Consider the following 16,798-nt stretch of genomic DNA (forward strand, 5'->3'; position numbering starts at 1 on the left):
TTTCCGTAATCTAATGCTTCTACGTGTAAACCTGCAATTTTTTCTACACATAAAATTCCTTCTGCAGACGCCACGTGTGCTAAAGCCTGACCAGGAGTAATATCTCCAATGGCGTAATATCCAGGAACATTAGTTTGATAGAAATCGTTTACTAAAATTTTATCTCTGTCAGTAGCAATTCCTACATCTTCTAAACCAATGTTTTCAATGTTAGTTTTGATACCAACTGCAGAAAGTAAAATATCAGCTTCGATAACTTCTTCACCTTTAGCTGTTTTTACTGTTGCTTTTACGCCTTTTCCAGTTGTATCAATTTTCTCTACAGATGAATTTGTCATAATAGTAACACCTGCTTTTTTCATAGAACGTTCCATTTGTTTTGAAATGTCTTCGTCTTCAACAGGAACAATATTTGGCATAAATTCTACAATAGTAACTTGTGTTCCCATTGCGTTATAAAAATGTGCAAATTCCACTCCAATTGCTCCAGAACCTACAATAATCATAGATTTTGGTTGCGTTGGTAATGTCATTGCTTGTCTGTATCCAATTACTTTTACACCATCTTGTGGTAAGTTTGGCAATTCACGAGAGCGTGCACCAGTTGCAATAATAATGTTATCAGCAGAATATTCTGTAACCTTTCCATCAGCGGCAGTTACATCAATTTTCTTTCCTGGTTTTACTTTTCCAAAACCATTAATAACATCAATTTTATTTTTTTTCATTAAGAATTGAACACCTTTGCTCATTCCGCCAGCCACATTACGTGAACGGGCAACCACGGCGTTGAAATCTTTATCTACGTTATCTACTTTTAATCCGTAGTCGGCAGCGTGTTTTAAATAATCGAAAACTTGAGCAGATTTTAGTAAGGCTTTTGTTGGAATACAACCCCAATTTAAACATACACCACCTAAATTTTCTTTTTCAATAACGGCAACTTTAAATCCTAATTGTGAGGCTCTAATTGCTGTAACATATCCACCAGGACCACTTCCTAAAACTATAATATCGTATTTCATTTCTTTTGTGTTTTGTATCTTAATTTTCTTGTTGCGAAATTAGTAAATATTTATTTATTTTTTAAGTATTTTTTTAGTAAATAGGGAAAAGGCATTAGGTATTAGGGAAAAGGCGTAAGGCAAAAGTCTATCTTCTATACTCTAAATTCTATTTTCCGATTTCTCAAATTGGGCTTCGTATAACTTTTTATAAAATCCGTTTTCAATTTGTAATAATTCTTTATGTTTTCCTTTTTCTACAATTATTCCTTTATCCATTACTAAAATGGTATCCGCATTTACAATAGTTGCCAAACGATGTGCAATAATAATTGACGTTCTTCCGTGTGTTAAGGTTTGGGTTGCTTTTTGTATTAATTCTTCAGAATGAGAATCTATTGATGAAGTGGCTTCATCTAAAATTAGTATACTTGGATTGCTAATATACGCTCGTAAAAAAGCAATTAGTTGACGCTGTCCAGACGATAACATAACACCACGTTCTTTTACATCATAATCGTATCCGTTTGGTAACGACATTAAAAAATCGTGAATGCCAATTTTTTTGGCAGCTTCATAAACTTCTTCACGTTGAATGGAGGTGTTGAATAAGGTGATATTATTATAAATGGTATCGGCAAACAAAAATACATCTTGTAATACCATTGCAATTTCATTTCTTAAGCTATCAAGCGTATATTCATTAATGTTGATGTCGTCAATTAAAATTTTCCCAGAATCTATTTCGTAAAAACGATTTAGTAAATTAATAATTGTTGTTTTACCGGCACCAGTGGCTCCAACAATAGCAATTGTTTCACCAGCTTTTACTTCTAAATGTATGCCTTTTAAAATTTCTTCATCTTTTAAATAACCAAATCGCACGTTATCAAAAAGTATGTTTCCTTTAAATGTATCCGCATCAATTGTTCCGTTGACTTGCACTTCTGAATTCGATTCTAAAATTTCAAAAACTCGGTCTGCTGCCACAATTCCCATTTGCATCACATTAAATTTATCAGCAATTTGGCGTAACGGCGTGTATAGCATAGCAATATACATATTAAAAGAAATAAGTTGTCCTACGCTGGTAGTGGTGTCGCCATTAATAATAAATAGGGCACCAAAATATACTACTAATCCTAATGTAATACTGGAAACAATATCGGCAATTGGAAAGAAAATACTATTGTATAAAATGTTTTTTAACCAAGCTTTGTTGTGTTTGTGATTGATTTCCTTAAATTTTTCTAATTCAATTTTCTCTCTATTGAATAATTGCACGATTTTCATTCCTGTTAATCGTTCTTGAATAAAGGTGTTTAAGTTGGCCACTTCATTTCGTACTTCGTTAAAAGCGACTTTCATTTTTTTATTAAAAATATTCGTAGCGATTAGAATTACTGGCATAATTAGCAATACGATACAAGTAATTTTCCAATTGATTACTAACATAAAAATCAGTACGATTAGCATCTTTAAGACATCGCTAATAATCATAAACAAACCTTGACTAAATATACTTGCAATATTTTCAATATCCGATACACAACGCGTAATTAACTTACCAACAGGCTCGTTATCGTAATATTTAATTTTGAAACTGGCTAAATGCGTAAATAATTTTTCTCGAATGGCTTTCACAATATCTTGTCCAAGCCAGCTGGAAGTGAATACAAAAAAGTATTGCGCTACAACTTCTAATAAAAGAATGATAAACATAATGGCTACTAATATTTTTATATTGTATGTAGCATTACCTTCGATTAATATATTGCTAATTAGGTTTAAAAAGTAATCCTGAATAACATTTGTTTCTTTACTGGCATTTACAAAATATTTATCAATAGTAATATTTAACAATAAAGGTCGTAAGCCCGCAACAATGGCCAAAAATATTGCCCAAAAAGCAACTGAAAAAAGTTTGCTTTTAAAAGGAATGGCATATTGCATTAATTTTTTAAAAGAGGATGATTTTAAAACGCTCATTTGGCTTATAGTTTTTTGAAGGCTAAATATACGGATATTTTACTTTTGTTAAATACAATCCGTGTGCAGGAACAGAAAAACCAGCATTATTTCGGTTTTTGCTTTCAATAATAGTTCTAAAGTCGGATAAAGATGTTTTATGAATACCTACATTTATTAGAGTTCCAACAATGGCACGTACCATATTTCGTAAAAATCTATCGGCAGTAATGGTAAAAATAATCTGATTTCCGTTTTGTTGCCAATGTGCTTCTGATATTTTACAATTAAAGGTTTTCACGTCGGTATGAATTTTAGAAAAGCATTCAAAATCAATATAGTCAAATAGAATTTTGCAGGCGTCATTCATCAAATTTAAATCTAAATTATGATGTACTTTCCAACTGCCATCAGCGTTAAAAACGTCTTTAAATGTAGTAATGTGATATTCGTATGTTCTACTCGTGGCATCAAATCGAGCATGCGCATTAGGTTGAACTTCAATAATATTAAAAATGGCAATATCTTTTGGTAAAAAAGAATTTAGTTTTTGAATGGTAGTAGGAATATCAAATTCAATTTCTGTATCAAAATGCGCGAACATTTGTTTAGCATGCACCCCAGAATCTGTTCGTCCTGCACCCACAATTTCAATTTTATCTCGAAGTACTAAAGATAAAGAGGTATCTAAAGTTTCTTGTATTGAAATGGCATTAGGTTGTATTTGAAACCCAAAATATTCTTTTCCGTTATATGCAAATTCAATGAAGTATCTCAATGTGTTTGATTTATACAACAAAGTTACGAAGAATAAATTAATGTAAAGTCTTACTTAATTTACTTTTACATAAAAAAATAATACCAAACCCTTAATTTAAATATACTTAAGGGTTTGGTATTATTTAACAACTAACTTATTGCTTGGTATAAATTGTAAATGATGTACTTCCAGTTTGATACATTTTAACGTGTGTAGCATCAATAAATTCATAATTGCCAGTTTCTTGGGTGCCATTTGGTAAAGTCCATGTCCCAGTTGTCCCAGTTGCAGACCACGTACAAAATTCAGATCCAGAAAACTGTTGTGTGGATGTAATGAATTCACTAAAACCTCTTACAGACGTTTTATCAGCATTACATATGAAATAAGTTTTGTAAAAACTTGTAGGACCTCCAAGCCCAGAAGGGTGGGGTGTTACCATATACTGCCACTTGCCAATCAATTTTACTTCGTTAGCATTTAAATTTTGCTTAGTATAAATTCTAAATAAAGTAGTACTTCCTGGGGAATACATTTTAATATGTGTAAGATCAATAAACTCATAATTACCTGTTTCTTGAGTACCATTTGGCAAAGTAAAAGTATATGTTGTTGCAGTTGCCGAAAAAGTACGATTATCAAAACTAGAATTATTTTGTGTAGCTGTAATAAATTCATTAAAACCTGTTGCAGCCGTTCTGTCCGAATTAATAGTAAAATAAGATTTGTAAAAACTAGTTGGACCTCCAACTCCAGATGAATGGGGTGTTTCCATATATTGCCATGTACCAACAAATTTGTTTTCATTATTGTTGAAAGGAATTGGCTCTTGAGCGTTAGGTGTTTCACTATCATCACTACTACATGAAACTACTGTTATACATGCTACTATTAAATAGATAAATTTTTTAAATAATTTTTTCATTTATATGATTTTTTAATAATTTATAAAATTACAAAAAAAACAGACTTAAAAAAGTAAAATTTTACAAAACTGTATTCAAATTATTTAGTATTCAAAAAAACTATTAATTTATTACTTTTGTGATATGAAAAAAATAGTACTCCTTTCTGATACGCACAGTCATATTGATGATACAATATTAAAATATGTAAAATTAGCTGATGAAGTATGGCATGCTGGAGATATTGGCGATTTAAAAGTTACTGATACCATTAAAAACTTAAAGCCTTTACGTGCTGTTTTTGGAAATATTGACAATCACGAAGCACGATTGGAATTCCCTTTAAATAATCGATTTTTATGTGAAGGTGTGGATGTATTGATTACCCACATTGGAGGCTATCCTGGAAAATATAGTCCAGCTATTCGAGAGGAAATTACTCAAAATCCACCTAAGTTATTTATTTGCGGACATTCACATATATTAAAAGTAATGTTCGATAAAAAACTCAATTGTTTGCATATGAATCCAGGTGCAGCAGGCATTTCAGGATTTCATCAGAAACGAACGATGCTACGATTTGAAATTGATGGAGATAAAATTCAGAATTTAGAGGTTATTGAAATAGGGGATAAGTAGCTTCGAGAGCCTCAGCTACCAGTATATTAATTTACGGTTACCAGGATATTTAATCAAAACTACTACATTGTTGGTTGAGGCACTCGAAGCCAACAATAAATAAGTGAGCTGAGGCACTCGAAGCCAACAATATTAATTAACAGAAGTATTCGAACCCAAACTCATATAAAACGAAAATCCGCTTTGATTTCTCAAAACGGATTTTCTACGCACTAATAAGCTAAGATGATAGGTTTATCGTATTCTGTCCACAGATTTTACGAGATCTTCGTCCTTTTTAATTGCTTTGTTAGCCAAAGCAAGAAAAACGATAGAAAAAATTGGTAGAAGCATCCCAATACCCTTCTCAGAAACTTTCGCTTCTCCAGATAGACTTAGTGAATGATATACTAATAATCCTATTATAATAAAGTTTAATATCATATTCAGTCTGTTTAACACAAACTGGTTTTGTCTTTTCTTGAAACTAAAAATACTTAGAACTGCTAAAATTGCAGAAATCAAAAACAATCCTATATATATTGTATTGGAATTCGCGTATACGTCTAATTTACTTTCAGTTGTCCAAATTTTAATAAAAAAAGGAAGCACACCTGAAATCAGCATACACAGTAACAAATATATCGTTTGAATTCTTTGTAACATTTTTAATTTTTATAACAACAAAAATAAGTTTTCTTTTTTTAAAAAACTATTGTTTTATAATAAAATATTCGTATTATTGCATCAAATAATCGTAAGTACTTCATATACGATACTTTAAAAAAGCAAAAAAATCTCATCACAGTTTTTTTATTATATTAAGATTAAAAAAATCAATCAACATTTATGTTTGACACATCTACATTAAAAGGGATGAAACTCTCTGATTTGCAAGAAATTGCCAAAGTAGCTAATATTCAAAAATTCAAAACTTTAAAAAAAGACGAATTAATTACTCAAATATTAGATTTACAAAATACCTCTGAAGCACAGCCTCCAGTTTCTAAACCAGATAAAAAATTAACTCCTGTATCTAAAGTTAAAGCAGAAACAGAAGCAGAAACTGAAAGCGATAGTGTTATTTCAGAAAATGAAACAAAAACGCAACGCGCACGAATAAAAAAAGTGGTTGTAAAGCCTACAAATAGAGAGAAAGAAGCTGCTTCTTTTGATTTAGATGCAGAAAAAAAATCTGAATCGTACAGCCAACAACCTAAAGAAGTCGTTGAAAACAATTCAGAAAATACTACTGAAGAAATAAAATCTGATTCTACAGACCAAGAAAAAACCAATACCAATCCCAATTTCAAAAAGAACAACAATCCGAAGTTTGCTAAAAACAACGGAAACAAAAACTTTAGAGAATCGGATTTTGAATTTGATGGAATTATTGAAAGTGAAGGCGTTTTAGAAATGATGCCAGACGGATATGGTTTCTTACGTTCTTCGGATTATAATTATTTGGCCTCTCCGGATGATATTTATTTATCTCAATCGCAAGTTCGTTTATTTGGATTGAAAACGGGTGACACTGTCAAAGGTGTGGTTCGTCCTCCAAAAGAAGGAGAGAAATTTTTTCCTTTGGTTCGCGTATCAAAAATTAACGGACACGACCCACAAGTGATTCGTGACCGAGTTTCTTTTGAACATTTAACACCACTTTTTCCTGAAGAAAGATTCAATTTATCAGGAAAAAACACATCTATATCTACACGTATTATCGATATGTTCTCACCAATTGGTAAAGGACAACGAGCAATGATTGTAGCCCAACCAAAAACTGGTAAAACGATGTTATTAAAGGATATTGCTAATTCTATTGCGGCGAATCATCCTGAAGTATATTTAATTGTTTTATTAATTGATGAACGCCCAGAAGAAGTTACCGATATGCAACGTAGTGTGCGTGCCGAAGTTATTGCTTCTACGTTTGATGAACCTGCAGACCGTCACGTAAAAGTAGCAAACATTGTTTTGGAAAAAGCAAAACGTTTGGTAGAATGCGGACACGATGTAGTGATTTTATTAGATTCGATTACACGTTTAGCAAGAGCCTATAATACTTGTCAACCTGCATCTGGAAAAGTATTGAGTGGAGGAGTAGATGCGAATGCATTACAAAAACCTAAACGTTTCTTTGGAGCAGCTCGTAATATTGAAAACGGTGGTTCGTTAAGTATTATCGCCACTGCATTAACAGAAACCGGTTCTAAAATGGACGAAGTTATCTTTGAAGAATTTAAAGGAACAGGTAATATGGAATTACAATTGGATAGAAAAATATCTAACAAACGTATTTTTCCAGCTATCGATTTGGTTTCTTCAAGTACGCGTCGTGATGACTTATTATTAGATAAATCAACGTTACAACATATGTGGATTTTACGTAAATATCTATCGGATATGAATCCAGTAGAAGCAATGGAATTTATCGAATCTCGTATCAAGCGTACCAAAAACAACGAAGAGTTTTTAATTTCTATGAATGATTAGAAATTGATAATAATACAAATAAAAAAAGCCGATTTTCATAAGAAAATCGGCTTTTTACTTTTAATAAATATTTTACTTCAATCCAGCAATACTTTGCTCAATCGTTGCAATTTTTGCTAAAGCATCGGCTTCTTTTTTGCGTTCGTTGGCTATTACTTGTTCTGGTGCACCCGCTACAAATTTTTCGTTAGATAATTTACCTTGTACGGATCTTAAGAATCCTTTCGTGTAATTTAATTCTTCCGTTAATTTTGCAATTTCTGCTTCTACATCAATGTTTCCAGTGATTGGAATGAAATATTCGTTAGATTTTACTCGGTACGATAAGGCACCGTCTACTTTATCAGTTACATATTTTAAATCAGCAATGTTTCCTAATTTCATAATGATTGAATCGAAATAATTCGACGCTTTTTCATTATTTACTACACGTAATTCAATTACTTCTTTAAATGGAATGTTTTTATCTTTTCTAATCGTTCTAATTCCAGAAATAACATCCGTGGCAAAATCAAAATCAGCAATTAATTTTGAATTTACAGAAGTCATTTTCGGATATTCAGCAACAATTAGCGCTTGTTCTGGTGTCCTTTCTGTAATATGTTGCCAAATTTCCTCAGTTAAGAAAGGCATAAATGGGTGTAATAATTTTAAATTATTTTCTAACATTTCAATTGCTTTGTCGAAAGTAGCCTTGTCAATCGGTTGTTGATAAGCTGGCTTAATCATTTCTAAGAACCAAGAACAGAAATCGTCCCAAACTAATTTATAGGTTGCCATTAAAGCTTCAGATAATCTGTATTTTTCAAAGTTATCTTCAATATCTAATAAGGTTTGTTGCAGTTTTGCTTCATACCATTCGATTGCTACTTTTGAAGATTCAGGTTGTGGAATGGTTTCAGAAACTTCCCAACCTTTAATCAATTTAAATGCATTCCAAATTTTATTGGTAAACGCTTTTCCTTGATTGCATAATTCTTCATCAAATAAAATATCATTTCCTGCAGACGCACTTAATAATAATCCTACACGAACACCATCAGCTCCAAATTTTTCAATTAAACCAAGTGGTTCAGGAGAATTCCCTAATGATTTAGACATTTTTCGTCCTTGACTATCACGAACTAATCCTGTTAAATATACATTTTTAAATGGTTTTGCATCGGCGTATTCGTAACCTGCAATAATCATACGCGCTACCCAAAAGAATAAAATATCTGGACCTGTAACCAAATCGTTAGTTGGGTAATAATATTTAAAATCTTCATTTTCTGGATCCATAATTCCACCGAAAACAGCCATTGGCCATAACCAAGAGGAGAACCAAGTATCAAGTGCGTCAGCATCTTGGCGTAAATCGTTTGTTGTTAATTGTTTATTGTTTGTTGCTTGTTGAGCTAATACTAATGCTTCTTCAATATTTTCAGCTACAACGAAATCTTCTTTTCCATCTCCGTAGAAATAGGCAGGAATTTGTTGTCCCCACCACAATTGACGAGAAATATTCCAATCGCGAATGTTATTTAACCAATGTGCGTAAGTATTATTAAAACGATTTGGATATAATTTTATTTCGTCAGATTCTAAAACCGCGTGAATGGCAGGTTTTACTAAATCTTCCATTTTAAGGAACCATTGATCAGATAAACGCGGTTCGATAACGCATTTTGTTCTTTCAGAAGTTCCTACATTGTTAGTGTATTGTTCTACTTTATCTAAAGCATTAATTGAAGTTAATTCTGCTTCAATTTCTGCACGAACTACAAACCTATCTTTTCCTTCATAATGCAATCCGAACGAGTTTAAAGTGGCATCTTCATTAAATATATCAATGATTTCTAAGTGGTGTTTGTCACCTAAAGTTTTATCGTTTACATCGTGAGCTGGCGTTACTTTTAAACATCCTGTACCGAATTCTAAATCCACATATTCATCTTCAATAATTGGAATTACTTTTCCAGAAATAGGCACAATTGCTTTTTTTCCTTTTAAATTGAAATGTCTTTCATCATTTGGATTGATACAAATAGCAGTGTCTCCGAAAATAGTTTCAGGTCGAGTAGTAGCAACTACCAGAAATTGGGTATTGGGTGTTGGGTTTTGGGTATTTTCTTCGTCGAGAATTTGATATTTGATGTAATATAATTTTCCTTGACGTTCTTCAAAAATTACTTCTTCGTCAGACAATGTTGTTTTTGCTTCTGGATCCCAGTTTACCATTCTGTACCCTCTGTAAATAAGTCCTTTATTGTATAAGTCTACAAATGAACGAATTACAGAAGCAGACATATCTGGATCCATAGTAAATTTTGTACGGTCCCAATCACAAGAACATCCTAATTGTTTTAGTTGTTCTAAGATTGTTCCACCGTATTTGTCAGTCCAATCGTATGCGTGTTTTAGGAATTCTTCACGAGTTAAATCTGCTTTATTAATGCCTTCCGATTTTAATTTCGCAACTACTTTTGCTTCAGTAGCAATAGAGGCGTGGTCTGTACCAGGCACCCAACACGCGTTAAAACCTTTTAATCGTGCACGACGAATTAATACATCTTGAATGGTGTTATTCAACATATGTCCCATATGTAATACTCCAGTTACATTTGGTGGAGGAATTACAATAGTATAAGGTGTACGATGGTCTGGAGTAGAATGAAAATAGTTGTTTTTCATCCAATAGTCGTACCATTTTTGTTCTACGGATTTGGCGTCAAATTGGGCTGGTATCATTTATATTTTGTTAATTGTAAATTTTTGCGTCTTTTGGTATACTTTTTGAATTGTATCTGCAAAAGTAATTATATAAAACAGAATAAAAAAAATGTATTTACTTTTTGTTAATTAGTTTAAATAACATATTTTTACAATTCTCAAATTAATATAAAAATGAAGAAATTAGTATTTATTTTAGGTTTAATGATAACCAGTTTATCAGCTTATGCACAAAGTGGTGCAAAAATTGAATTTAAAGAAGAAACCATTAATTATGGTGAAGTCTATAAAGGCGTAGATTCAGGAAAACGAACTTTTGAATTTACAAATACAGGCGATATGCCATTGATTATTAAAGATGCGAAAAGCAGCTGTGGATGTACGGTGCCTACTAAACCAACTGAGCCAATTGCTCCAGGAAAAACAGGTGTTATTGAAGTACAATACAATATGAATCCAGGGCCTATTAGTAAAACAATTACAGTTGATACTAATGCGGTTAATAAAGAAAACGGAATGGTGGCTTTACGAATTAAAGGAACGGTTTTAGTAAAAGAAGAAAAGAGTATTTTAGAAAAAAAATCGGCAGGACCACTTTCTAAATAATAAAACACAGTTAAAATGAAAAAGCCAGAATAGTTAAATATTCTGGCTTTTTTTGTTTTTATAGTTTGATTCTTACCAAGCTAAGTTTACTTTTAATTCAAATTCATCACTAATAGTTTTGTCTCCTAAGTCTGAGAAAAATGAACCAGAACCGTATTTGATATCATATTTTGTTCTGTCTACATTTAATGTAGTAGTTGCTGTGTTTCCTTTAACTGTTATATCAAAAGTAATTGGTTTTGTTATTGATTTGATAGTTAAATCAGCTGTTACAGTATATAAACCGTTTCCTTTTCCACTAATAGTTTTGAAAACTAAGTTAGCCGTTTTATGTTTTTCAACACCAAAAAAGTCTTCCGCTTTTAAATGTTTGTCTAAACTTTCTTTTCCTTGACCTGGTTTTAAATCGGTAGTGTTAATTGTTGTCATATCAACTGTAAACGTACCTCCTTTAAGTACTTTTCCATCAAATACTAAAGCACCACTTTGTAAACCGATAGTTCCTGAGTGCGAACCTGTTACTTTTTTACCTGTCCAAACGATTCCGCTTTTTGCTGCATCGATTTTTTTTGTTTGTTGTGCATTAACTGTAAATGATACCAATGTTACTAATGCAATTGCAATTGATTTTAAATTTCTCATGTTTGTTAAATATTTAGTTATTAAATTGTTTCAAATAATTCTGTAATTGGTTTTCTTACTTTTGCATAATGTTGCGTCTCATCTTCTTCATGTCTGTAACCTATTGTTGCTACTAACGTAGCGTGTAATCCTTTTTCTTTAAGGCCTAAAATTTCGTTATATTGTTCTGGTAGGAATCCTTCCATTGGCGTAACATCAATTTTTAATTCAGCGGCAGCGTTTAATAAGTTGCCTAAAGCTAAATACGCTTGTTTTTGAGCCCAAATAATTTGTTTTTCTGGCGTTAAACTTGCAATGTTTCCAATCATAAAGTCGGCATAACCTTTTACACTATCAAACGGAATATTTCTTGTTTTTGCCATATTCTCAGCATAATGAGTGATGTATTCTGCATCTACATTGGTTACACTTGCAAATACCAATAGGTGAGAGGCGTCTGTAATTTGACTTTGTCCCCAAGAAGCCGGTTGTAATTGTTTTCTAATTTCTTCGTTTTCGATAATTAAAACTTTATACGGTTGTAAACCATACGAAGAAGAAGATAATTGAATAGCCTCTTTTAAAATTTCTAAATCGGAATTAGAGATTTTTTTTTCGCTATTAAATTTTTTGGTAGCGTAACGCCAATTCTGATTTTCAATAAATGTACTCATAATTAATTTCTGTATTTTTCTAATAAATTATTTAATTGGGTTAACTCTTCTGTTGTTAAATTACTTGCTAAATTATTTTCATGTTCAATTACAATTGGGTCTAATTTTTCTAAAATAAGAAGTCCTTTTTCTGTAATTGTAATTTCCATTTTTCTTTTGTTTGACGGACAAATTTTTCGGATAACGAATTCTTTTACAATTAATTTATCAACCAAACGTGTAGTATTGCTATTTTTAGAAATCATTCTTTCTTGAATTACCGACATGTTAGCTGGTTTTCCTTTCTGACCTCTCAAAATTCGTAACACATTATATTGCTCGCTCGACAAATCAAAAGGTTTTAGGATTTCCAAAAATCGATCCGCTATAACACTTCTTGAAAAAGATAAATTCAGAATTACCTTTTTTGCTAAAGATAATTCTACCGTACTTTTTATTTCTTCTTCAATTTTCATCGCTTCTTTATTTGTAGGTACAAATGTATAATAAATATTTTTATTTGTATATACAAACGTTATTAATTTTATGTTAAATTTTAAAAATAAATCTAAAAAGCTAAATTTAGTAGTTTGAGATTGAAAATAAATTTTTATATCTAAATTCTTGTTGTAAATTTGAAGAAAATTAATCGTACATGAATTTAGATCAAAAAGCATGGTGGGAAGGTTTTTTAACCACTGAAAATGCCGTTATTTTAGACGTAAGAACAGAAGAAGAAGTGGCGAATGGAATTATTCCTGAAGCCATAAATATTGATATATATAAAGGACAAGGTTTTATTTACCAAGTTGAAGAATTAGATAAAGATAAAACGTATTTTGTATATTGCTTAGCTGGAGGCAGAAGCGCACAAGCATGTGGTATTATGAAACAATTAGGTTTTGAAAATGTTTACAATCTTGCAGGCGGAATTTCGCAATGGGAAGGTCCTATTGAAAATCAAATTTAGCAAAGGTGCTTAATGAAGAATTATAAAAATAGTTTTTTTTACCTACTTGTTGTAGGCATATTTTCCGCTTTAATATATTGGACAATAAAAAATGGAAAATTATTAGAAAAATCTGATGTATTAAAAGTAGTTTCAAGTGAAAACTCAAATTATCAGGAGTTTTTAGATTCTTTGCATCATAACCTTACCCATCCGTTAGCTATTTTATTGGCTCAAATTGTAACGATAATTTTAGTAGCCAGATTTTTTGGTTTAATTTGTAAAAAAATTGGGCAACCTTCTGTAATTGGTGAAATTATAGCAGGTATCGTTTTAGGACCCTCATTTTTTGGTAGTTATTTACCAGAGTTTTCAGTAGTATTATTTCCAATTACTTCTTTAGATAATTTAAAATTTTTAAGTCAAATTGGCTTGATATTTTTTATGTTCGTTGTTGGTATGGAATTGGATTTGAAAGTCTTACGAAATAAAGCTAAAGAAGCTGTTATAATTAGTCACGCAAGTATTATTATACCATTTACGTTAGGATTGGTTTTAGCATATACTATTTATACCGATTTTGCACCAAAAGGAATTGAATTTATATCTTTCGGATTGTTTTTAGGTATTGCAATGAGTATAACTGCATTCCCAGTTTTAGCCAGAATTGTACAAGAACGTGGGTTGCAAAAAACAAGAATTGGCGCTATGGTAATTACTTGTGCTGCAGCAGATGATATTACCGCTTGGTGTTTATTAGCTGGAGTTATTGCAATTGTAAAAGCGGGTTCAATAACGAGTTCGTTATATATTATAGTACTATCTTTTATTTATGTTGTTGCTATGATAAAATTGGTTCGTCCATTTTTACGACGAATTGGAAACTTATATGATACAGCTGAAAAAATAACGAAACCAGTTGTAGCCATTTTCTTTTTGACCTTATTAATTTCTTCTTATCTAACAGAAATTATTGGAATTCACGCATTATTTGGTGCTTTTGTAGCGGGTGTTATTATGCCTGATAATATGAAGTTTCGCAAGATGTTTATCGAGAAAATAGAAGATGTTTCATTGGTGGTTTTATTGCCTTTATTCTTTGTATTTACAGGTTTAAGAACTGAAATAGGCTTACTAAACAGTCCTGAATTATGGAAAGTTTGTGGGCTTATTATTGTTGTTGCAGTAGTAGGTAAGTTTATTGGAAGTGCTTTAGCCGCAAAATTTGTAGGTCAAAATTGGCGCGACAGTTTAACTATTGGAGCCTTAATGAATACGCGTGGTTTAATGGAATTAGTTGTGCTTAATATCGGTTATGATTTAGGCGTATTAACCAAAGAAGTCTTTGCTATGATGGTGATTATGGCTTTGGCAACTACTTTTATGACAGGACCTGCATTAAATTTAATTGACTTAATTTTTAAACCAAGAAAAAATAGTATTCCAAATACATCAGATAATTTAGAATATAAAGTGTTGGTTTCTTTTGAAAATCCGGAAGATGGAAAACCGTTGTTAAAAGTTGCAAATAATTTCATTAGTTTAGAAAAAGAAAAGCAATCCATTACGGCAATGTATATTTCTTCCACAAATGAGGTAAATCCGTATAAGATAGAAGAATATGAACGCGAAAGTTTTAAACCCATTTTAAAAGAAGCCACTAAGTTAAATCGAAATATTGAAACACTTTTTAAAGCATCTCGAGATATAGATTCTGATATTGTAGAAGTAAGTAATAAAGGTGAATTTAATTTCTTGTTGATTAATATTGGTTCGTCTATATTTGAAGGAACACTTTTGGGTAAAGTATTAGGAATTACATCTAAAATTATAAATCCTGAAAATTTATTAAACACCTTTACAGGAAAAGAAAAATTGTTTGAAGTCAATTATTTTGATGACAAAACCCAAGCCATTATCAATAAAACAGAAGTACCTTTGGGTATTTATGTAGATAAAGAACTTACCAAAACAGAAAACATTTCTGTGATTCTATTTAATAATGAAGATCAATTTTTATTGGATTACGTAAAGTTATTGAAAAAGAATTCTCAAGCTAAGATTTCAATTTTTGATACGTATGATATTGTAAATGAGAAGAATAAAATTACTCACGAAAATGTGAAAGTAATTCATTCATCGAAATTAGAAAAAGATTTCTTAAAAGAACAAGATTTATTAATTATGAGTATTGATAGTTGGAAAAAACTAATTGATACCAGAAGTGTTTGGTTAAACAATACACCATCGCTTTTAATAATAAAACCATAATATGTTACAAATAGGTGTGTACCACACATTAAAAATAGATAGAGAAACAAAAGTAGGTTTGTTTCTTACCAATGGAAAAGACGATGTTTTATTACCAAATAAATATGTTCCAAATGATTTTGCCATAGGCGATGACTTAACGGTTTTTGTTTACTTAGATCACGAAGAACGTCCAGTGGCTACAACTTTAAAACCATTTATTTCCTTAAATTCGTTTGCTGTTTTAAAAGTCAGTTACATCAATAAATTTGGTGCCTTTTTAAATTGGGGAATGGAAAAAGATTTGTTTGCTCCTTTTAAAGAACAAGCCCGCCCAATGGAAAAAGACAAACGTTACATAGTAACAATGTATTTAGATAAACAAACGGGTAGGTTAGCGGCATCAAGTAAAATAAACCAGTTTTTAGATAAAGAACCTTTGGATGTTGAAGTAGGACAAGAAGTCGATTTAATGGTTTCCCATATTACAGAAATTGGAATCAATGTAATTATCAATGGAAAATTTAGAGGATTGGCGTATCAAAATGAAGTTTTTGAAACGGTTTCTCCAGGATACAAAACAAAAGGTTATATTAAAGCCATTCGTCCTGATGGAAAAATAGACGTTTCCTTCCAAAAACAAGGTTTTGAAGCCATAGACGACTCCGCACAGCAAGTGTTAGAAGCTTTGAAACAAAATGATGGCGTTTTACGATTGAATGACAACAGTCATCCAGAAGAAATTAAATCGGTTTTAAAAATGAGTAAAAAAACATTTAAAAAAGCCATCGGAAGTTTATACAAGCAAAAGTTAATTGATATTAATAACGAAGGTATTCAGTTGGTATAACGTTTAAAAACTTACTCTAAATAATGAAAATTAAATTTCTAATCCTTTTTTTGTTCATATTTTTTAATTCTTTTTCTCAAAATATAACTTTTGTAGATATTCTTAGTTTAAAGGATAAAAACAAATCTGAAGTTATTAATTTCTTAAAGGAATATAACTGGGAAATTATGCATCAGCATTATTCAAAAGAAGAAAAATTTGGAGATATTCGCTTTGCATTTGATAACAAAAGTACAGATAGACAAATTCCACAATATATAACCTTTTATCACCAAAATGAAAAAAAAGAAAATAATAGAATTCAACTTCAAGTTTTAAATAAAGAGAAATTTGATAAGCATTTAACTGAGTTTAAATCTTTAGATTTTGATTATATTACAACTATTGTGGATGCCAATCAGACAAA

16 protein-coding genes are annotated in these 16,798 nt (G+C 31.1%); 7 read left to right on the forward strand and 9 right to left on the reverse strand.

The genetic code is table 11. The features are described 5' to 3' along the window. The 4 genes from ACIQ11_RS03470 to ACIQ11_RS03485 form a co-directional block, all read right to left on the reverse strand. On the reverse strand, nucleotides 1-1,025 hold a 1,025-nt coding region (locus tag ACIQ11_RS03470; RefSeq protein ID WP_396152829.1), incomplete at its 3' end, for an FAD-dependent oxidoreductase. A 141-nt stretch (nucleotides 1,026-1,166) separates the two neighbouring features. Then, entirely contained in the window at nucleotides 1,167-2,993 is a 1,827-nt protein-coding gene (locus ACIQ11_RS03475; RefSeq protein ID WP_396152831.1) for an ABC transporter ATP-binding protein, read from the reverse strand. Nucleotides 2,994-3,015: 22 nt separating this feature from the next. Beyond that, the gene (gene truA, locus ACIQ11_RS03480) at nucleotides 3,016-3,750 is read right to left on the reverse strand and encodes a tRNA pseudouridine(38-40) synthase TruA (RefSeq protein ID WP_396152833.1); all 735 of its coding nucleotides are present in this window, start codon (nucleotides 3,748-3,750) and stop codon (nucleotides 3,016-3,018) included. 136 nt (nucleotides 3,751-3,886) lie between these two features. Then, nucleotides 3,887-4,657 carry a hypothetical protein gene (locus tag ACIQ11_RS03485; RefSeq protein WP_396152835.1) on the reverse strand — a complete coding sequence of 257 codons (771 nt, stop codon included), beginning with the start codon at nucleotides 4,655-4,657 and terminating at the stop codon, nucleotides 3,887-3,889. 124 nt (nucleotides 4,658-4,781) lie between these two features. Here ACIQ11_RS03485 and ACIQ11_RS03490 point away from each other — a divergent pair, with 124 nt between their 5' ends. Next, a complete protein-coding gene (locus ACIQ11_RS03490) occupies nucleotides 4,782-5,276 on the forward strand; it encodes a metallophosphoesterase family protein (RefSeq protein ID WP_396152837.1) in 495 nt (164 codons plus the stop codon). 234 nt (nucleotides 5,277-5,510) lie between these two features. Here the strand turns inward: ACIQ11_RS03490 and ACIQ11_RS03495 are convergent, their stop codons facing one another. After that, nucleotides 5,511-5,921 (reverse strand): DUF4293 domain-containing protein, encoded by a 411-nt coding sequence (locus ACIQ11_RS03495; RefSeq protein ID WP_353076452.1) that lies wholly within the window; start codon nucleotides 5,919-5,921, stop codon nucleotides 5,511-5,513. 183 nt (nucleotides 5,922-6,104) lie between these two features. On the opposite strand from ACIQ11_RS03495, the gene rho reads away from it, so the two are divergent. Then, the gene (gene rho, locus ACIQ11_RS03500) at nucleotides 6,105-7,751 is read left to right on the forward strand and encodes a transcription termination factor Rho (protein ID WP_396152839.1); all 1,647 of its coding nucleotides are present in this window, start codon (nucleotides 6,105-6,107) and stop codon (nucleotides 7,749-7,751) included. 72 nt (nucleotides 7,752-7,823) lie between these two features. On the opposite strand, the gene ACIQ11_RS03505 is transcribed toward rho, so the two are convergent. Next, nucleotides 7,824-10,481 carry a valine--tRNA ligase gene (locus tag ACIQ11_RS03505; protein WP_396152841.1) on the reverse strand — a complete coding sequence of 886 codons (2,658 nt, stop codon included), beginning with the start codon at nucleotides 10,479-10,481 and terminating at the stop codon, nucleotides 7,824-7,826. A 156-nt stretch (nucleotides 10,482-10,637) separates the two neighbouring features. On the opposite strand from ACIQ11_RS03505, the gene ACIQ11_RS03510 reads away from it, so the two are divergent. Next, nucleotides 10,638-11,069, forward strand: a complete 432-nt coding sequence (locus ACIQ11_RS03510; RefSeq protein WP_396152843.1) for a DUF1573 domain-containing protein — start codon at nucleotides 10,638-10,640, stop codon at nucleotides 11,067-11,069. A 72-nt stretch (nucleotides 11,070-11,141) separates the two neighbouring features. On the opposite strand, the gene ACIQ11_RS03515 is transcribed toward ACIQ11_RS03510, so the two are convergent. Genes ACIQ11_RS03515 through ACIQ11_RS03525 form a run of 3 tightly spaced genes read right to left on the reverse strand, consistent with a single transcriptional unit; the run spans nucleotide 11,142 to nucleotide 12,819 of the window. Next, nucleotides 11,142-11,711 carry a YceI family protein gene (locus ACIQ11_RS03515; RefSeq protein ID WP_396152845.1) on the reverse strand — a complete coding sequence of 190 codons (570 nt, stop codon included), beginning with the start codon at nucleotides 11,709-11,711 and terminating at the stop codon, nucleotides 11,142-11,144. Between the two features lie 20 nt (nucleotides 11,712-11,731). Next, a complete protein-coding gene (locus ACIQ11_RS03520; protein WP_396152847.1) occupies nucleotides 11,732-12,364 on the reverse strand; it encodes an NAD(P)H-dependent oxidoreductase in 633 nt (210 codons plus the stop codon). Nucleotides 12,365-12,366: 2 nt separating this feature from the next. Then, entirely contained in the window at nucleotides 12,367-12,819 is a 453-nt protein-coding gene (locus ACIQ11_RS03525) for a MarR family winged helix-turn-helix transcriptional regulator (RefSeq protein WP_396152849.1), read from the reverse strand. 179 nt (nucleotides 12,820-12,998) lie between these two features. Here ACIQ11_RS03525 and ACIQ11_RS03530 point away from each other — a divergent pair, with 179 nt between their 5' ends. The 4 genes from ACIQ11_RS03530 to ACIQ11_RS03545 all read left to right on the forward strand — a co-directional run. Next, on the forward strand, nucleotides 12,999-13,313 hold the full coding sequence (locus ACIQ11_RS03530) for a rhodanese-like domain-containing protein (protein WP_396152851.1): 315 nt from the start codon (nucleotides 12,999-13,001) through the stop codon (nucleotides 13,311-13,313). A 12-nt stretch (nucleotides 13,314-13,325) separates the two neighbouring features. Continuing rightward, nucleotides 13,326-15,563 carry a cation:proton antiporter gene (locus tag ACIQ11_RS03535; RefSeq protein ID WP_396152853.1) on the forward strand — a complete coding sequence of 746 codons (2,238 nt, stop codon included), beginning with the start codon at nucleotides 13,326-13,328 and terminating at the stop codon, nucleotides 15,561-15,563. A gap of 1 nt (nucleotide 15,564) precedes the next feature. Next, on the forward strand, nucleotides 15,565-16,392 hold the full coding sequence (locus tag ACIQ11_RS03540) for a S1 RNA-binding domain-containing protein (RefSeq protein ID WP_396152855.1): 828 nt from the start codon (nucleotides 15,565-15,567) through the stop codon (nucleotides 16,390-16,392). A gap of 23 nt (nucleotides 16,393-16,415) precedes the next feature. Continuing rightward, a partial coding sequence (locus ACIQ11_RS03545; RefSeq protein WP_396152857.1) for a hypothetical protein occupies nucleotides 16,416-16,798 on the forward strand: 383 nt, incomplete at its 3' end.

This window comes from Flavobacterium sp. (assembly GCF_044361065.1).
Lineage (GTDB): Bacteria > Bacteroidota > Bacteroidia > Flavobacteriales > Flavobacteriaceae > Flavobacterium.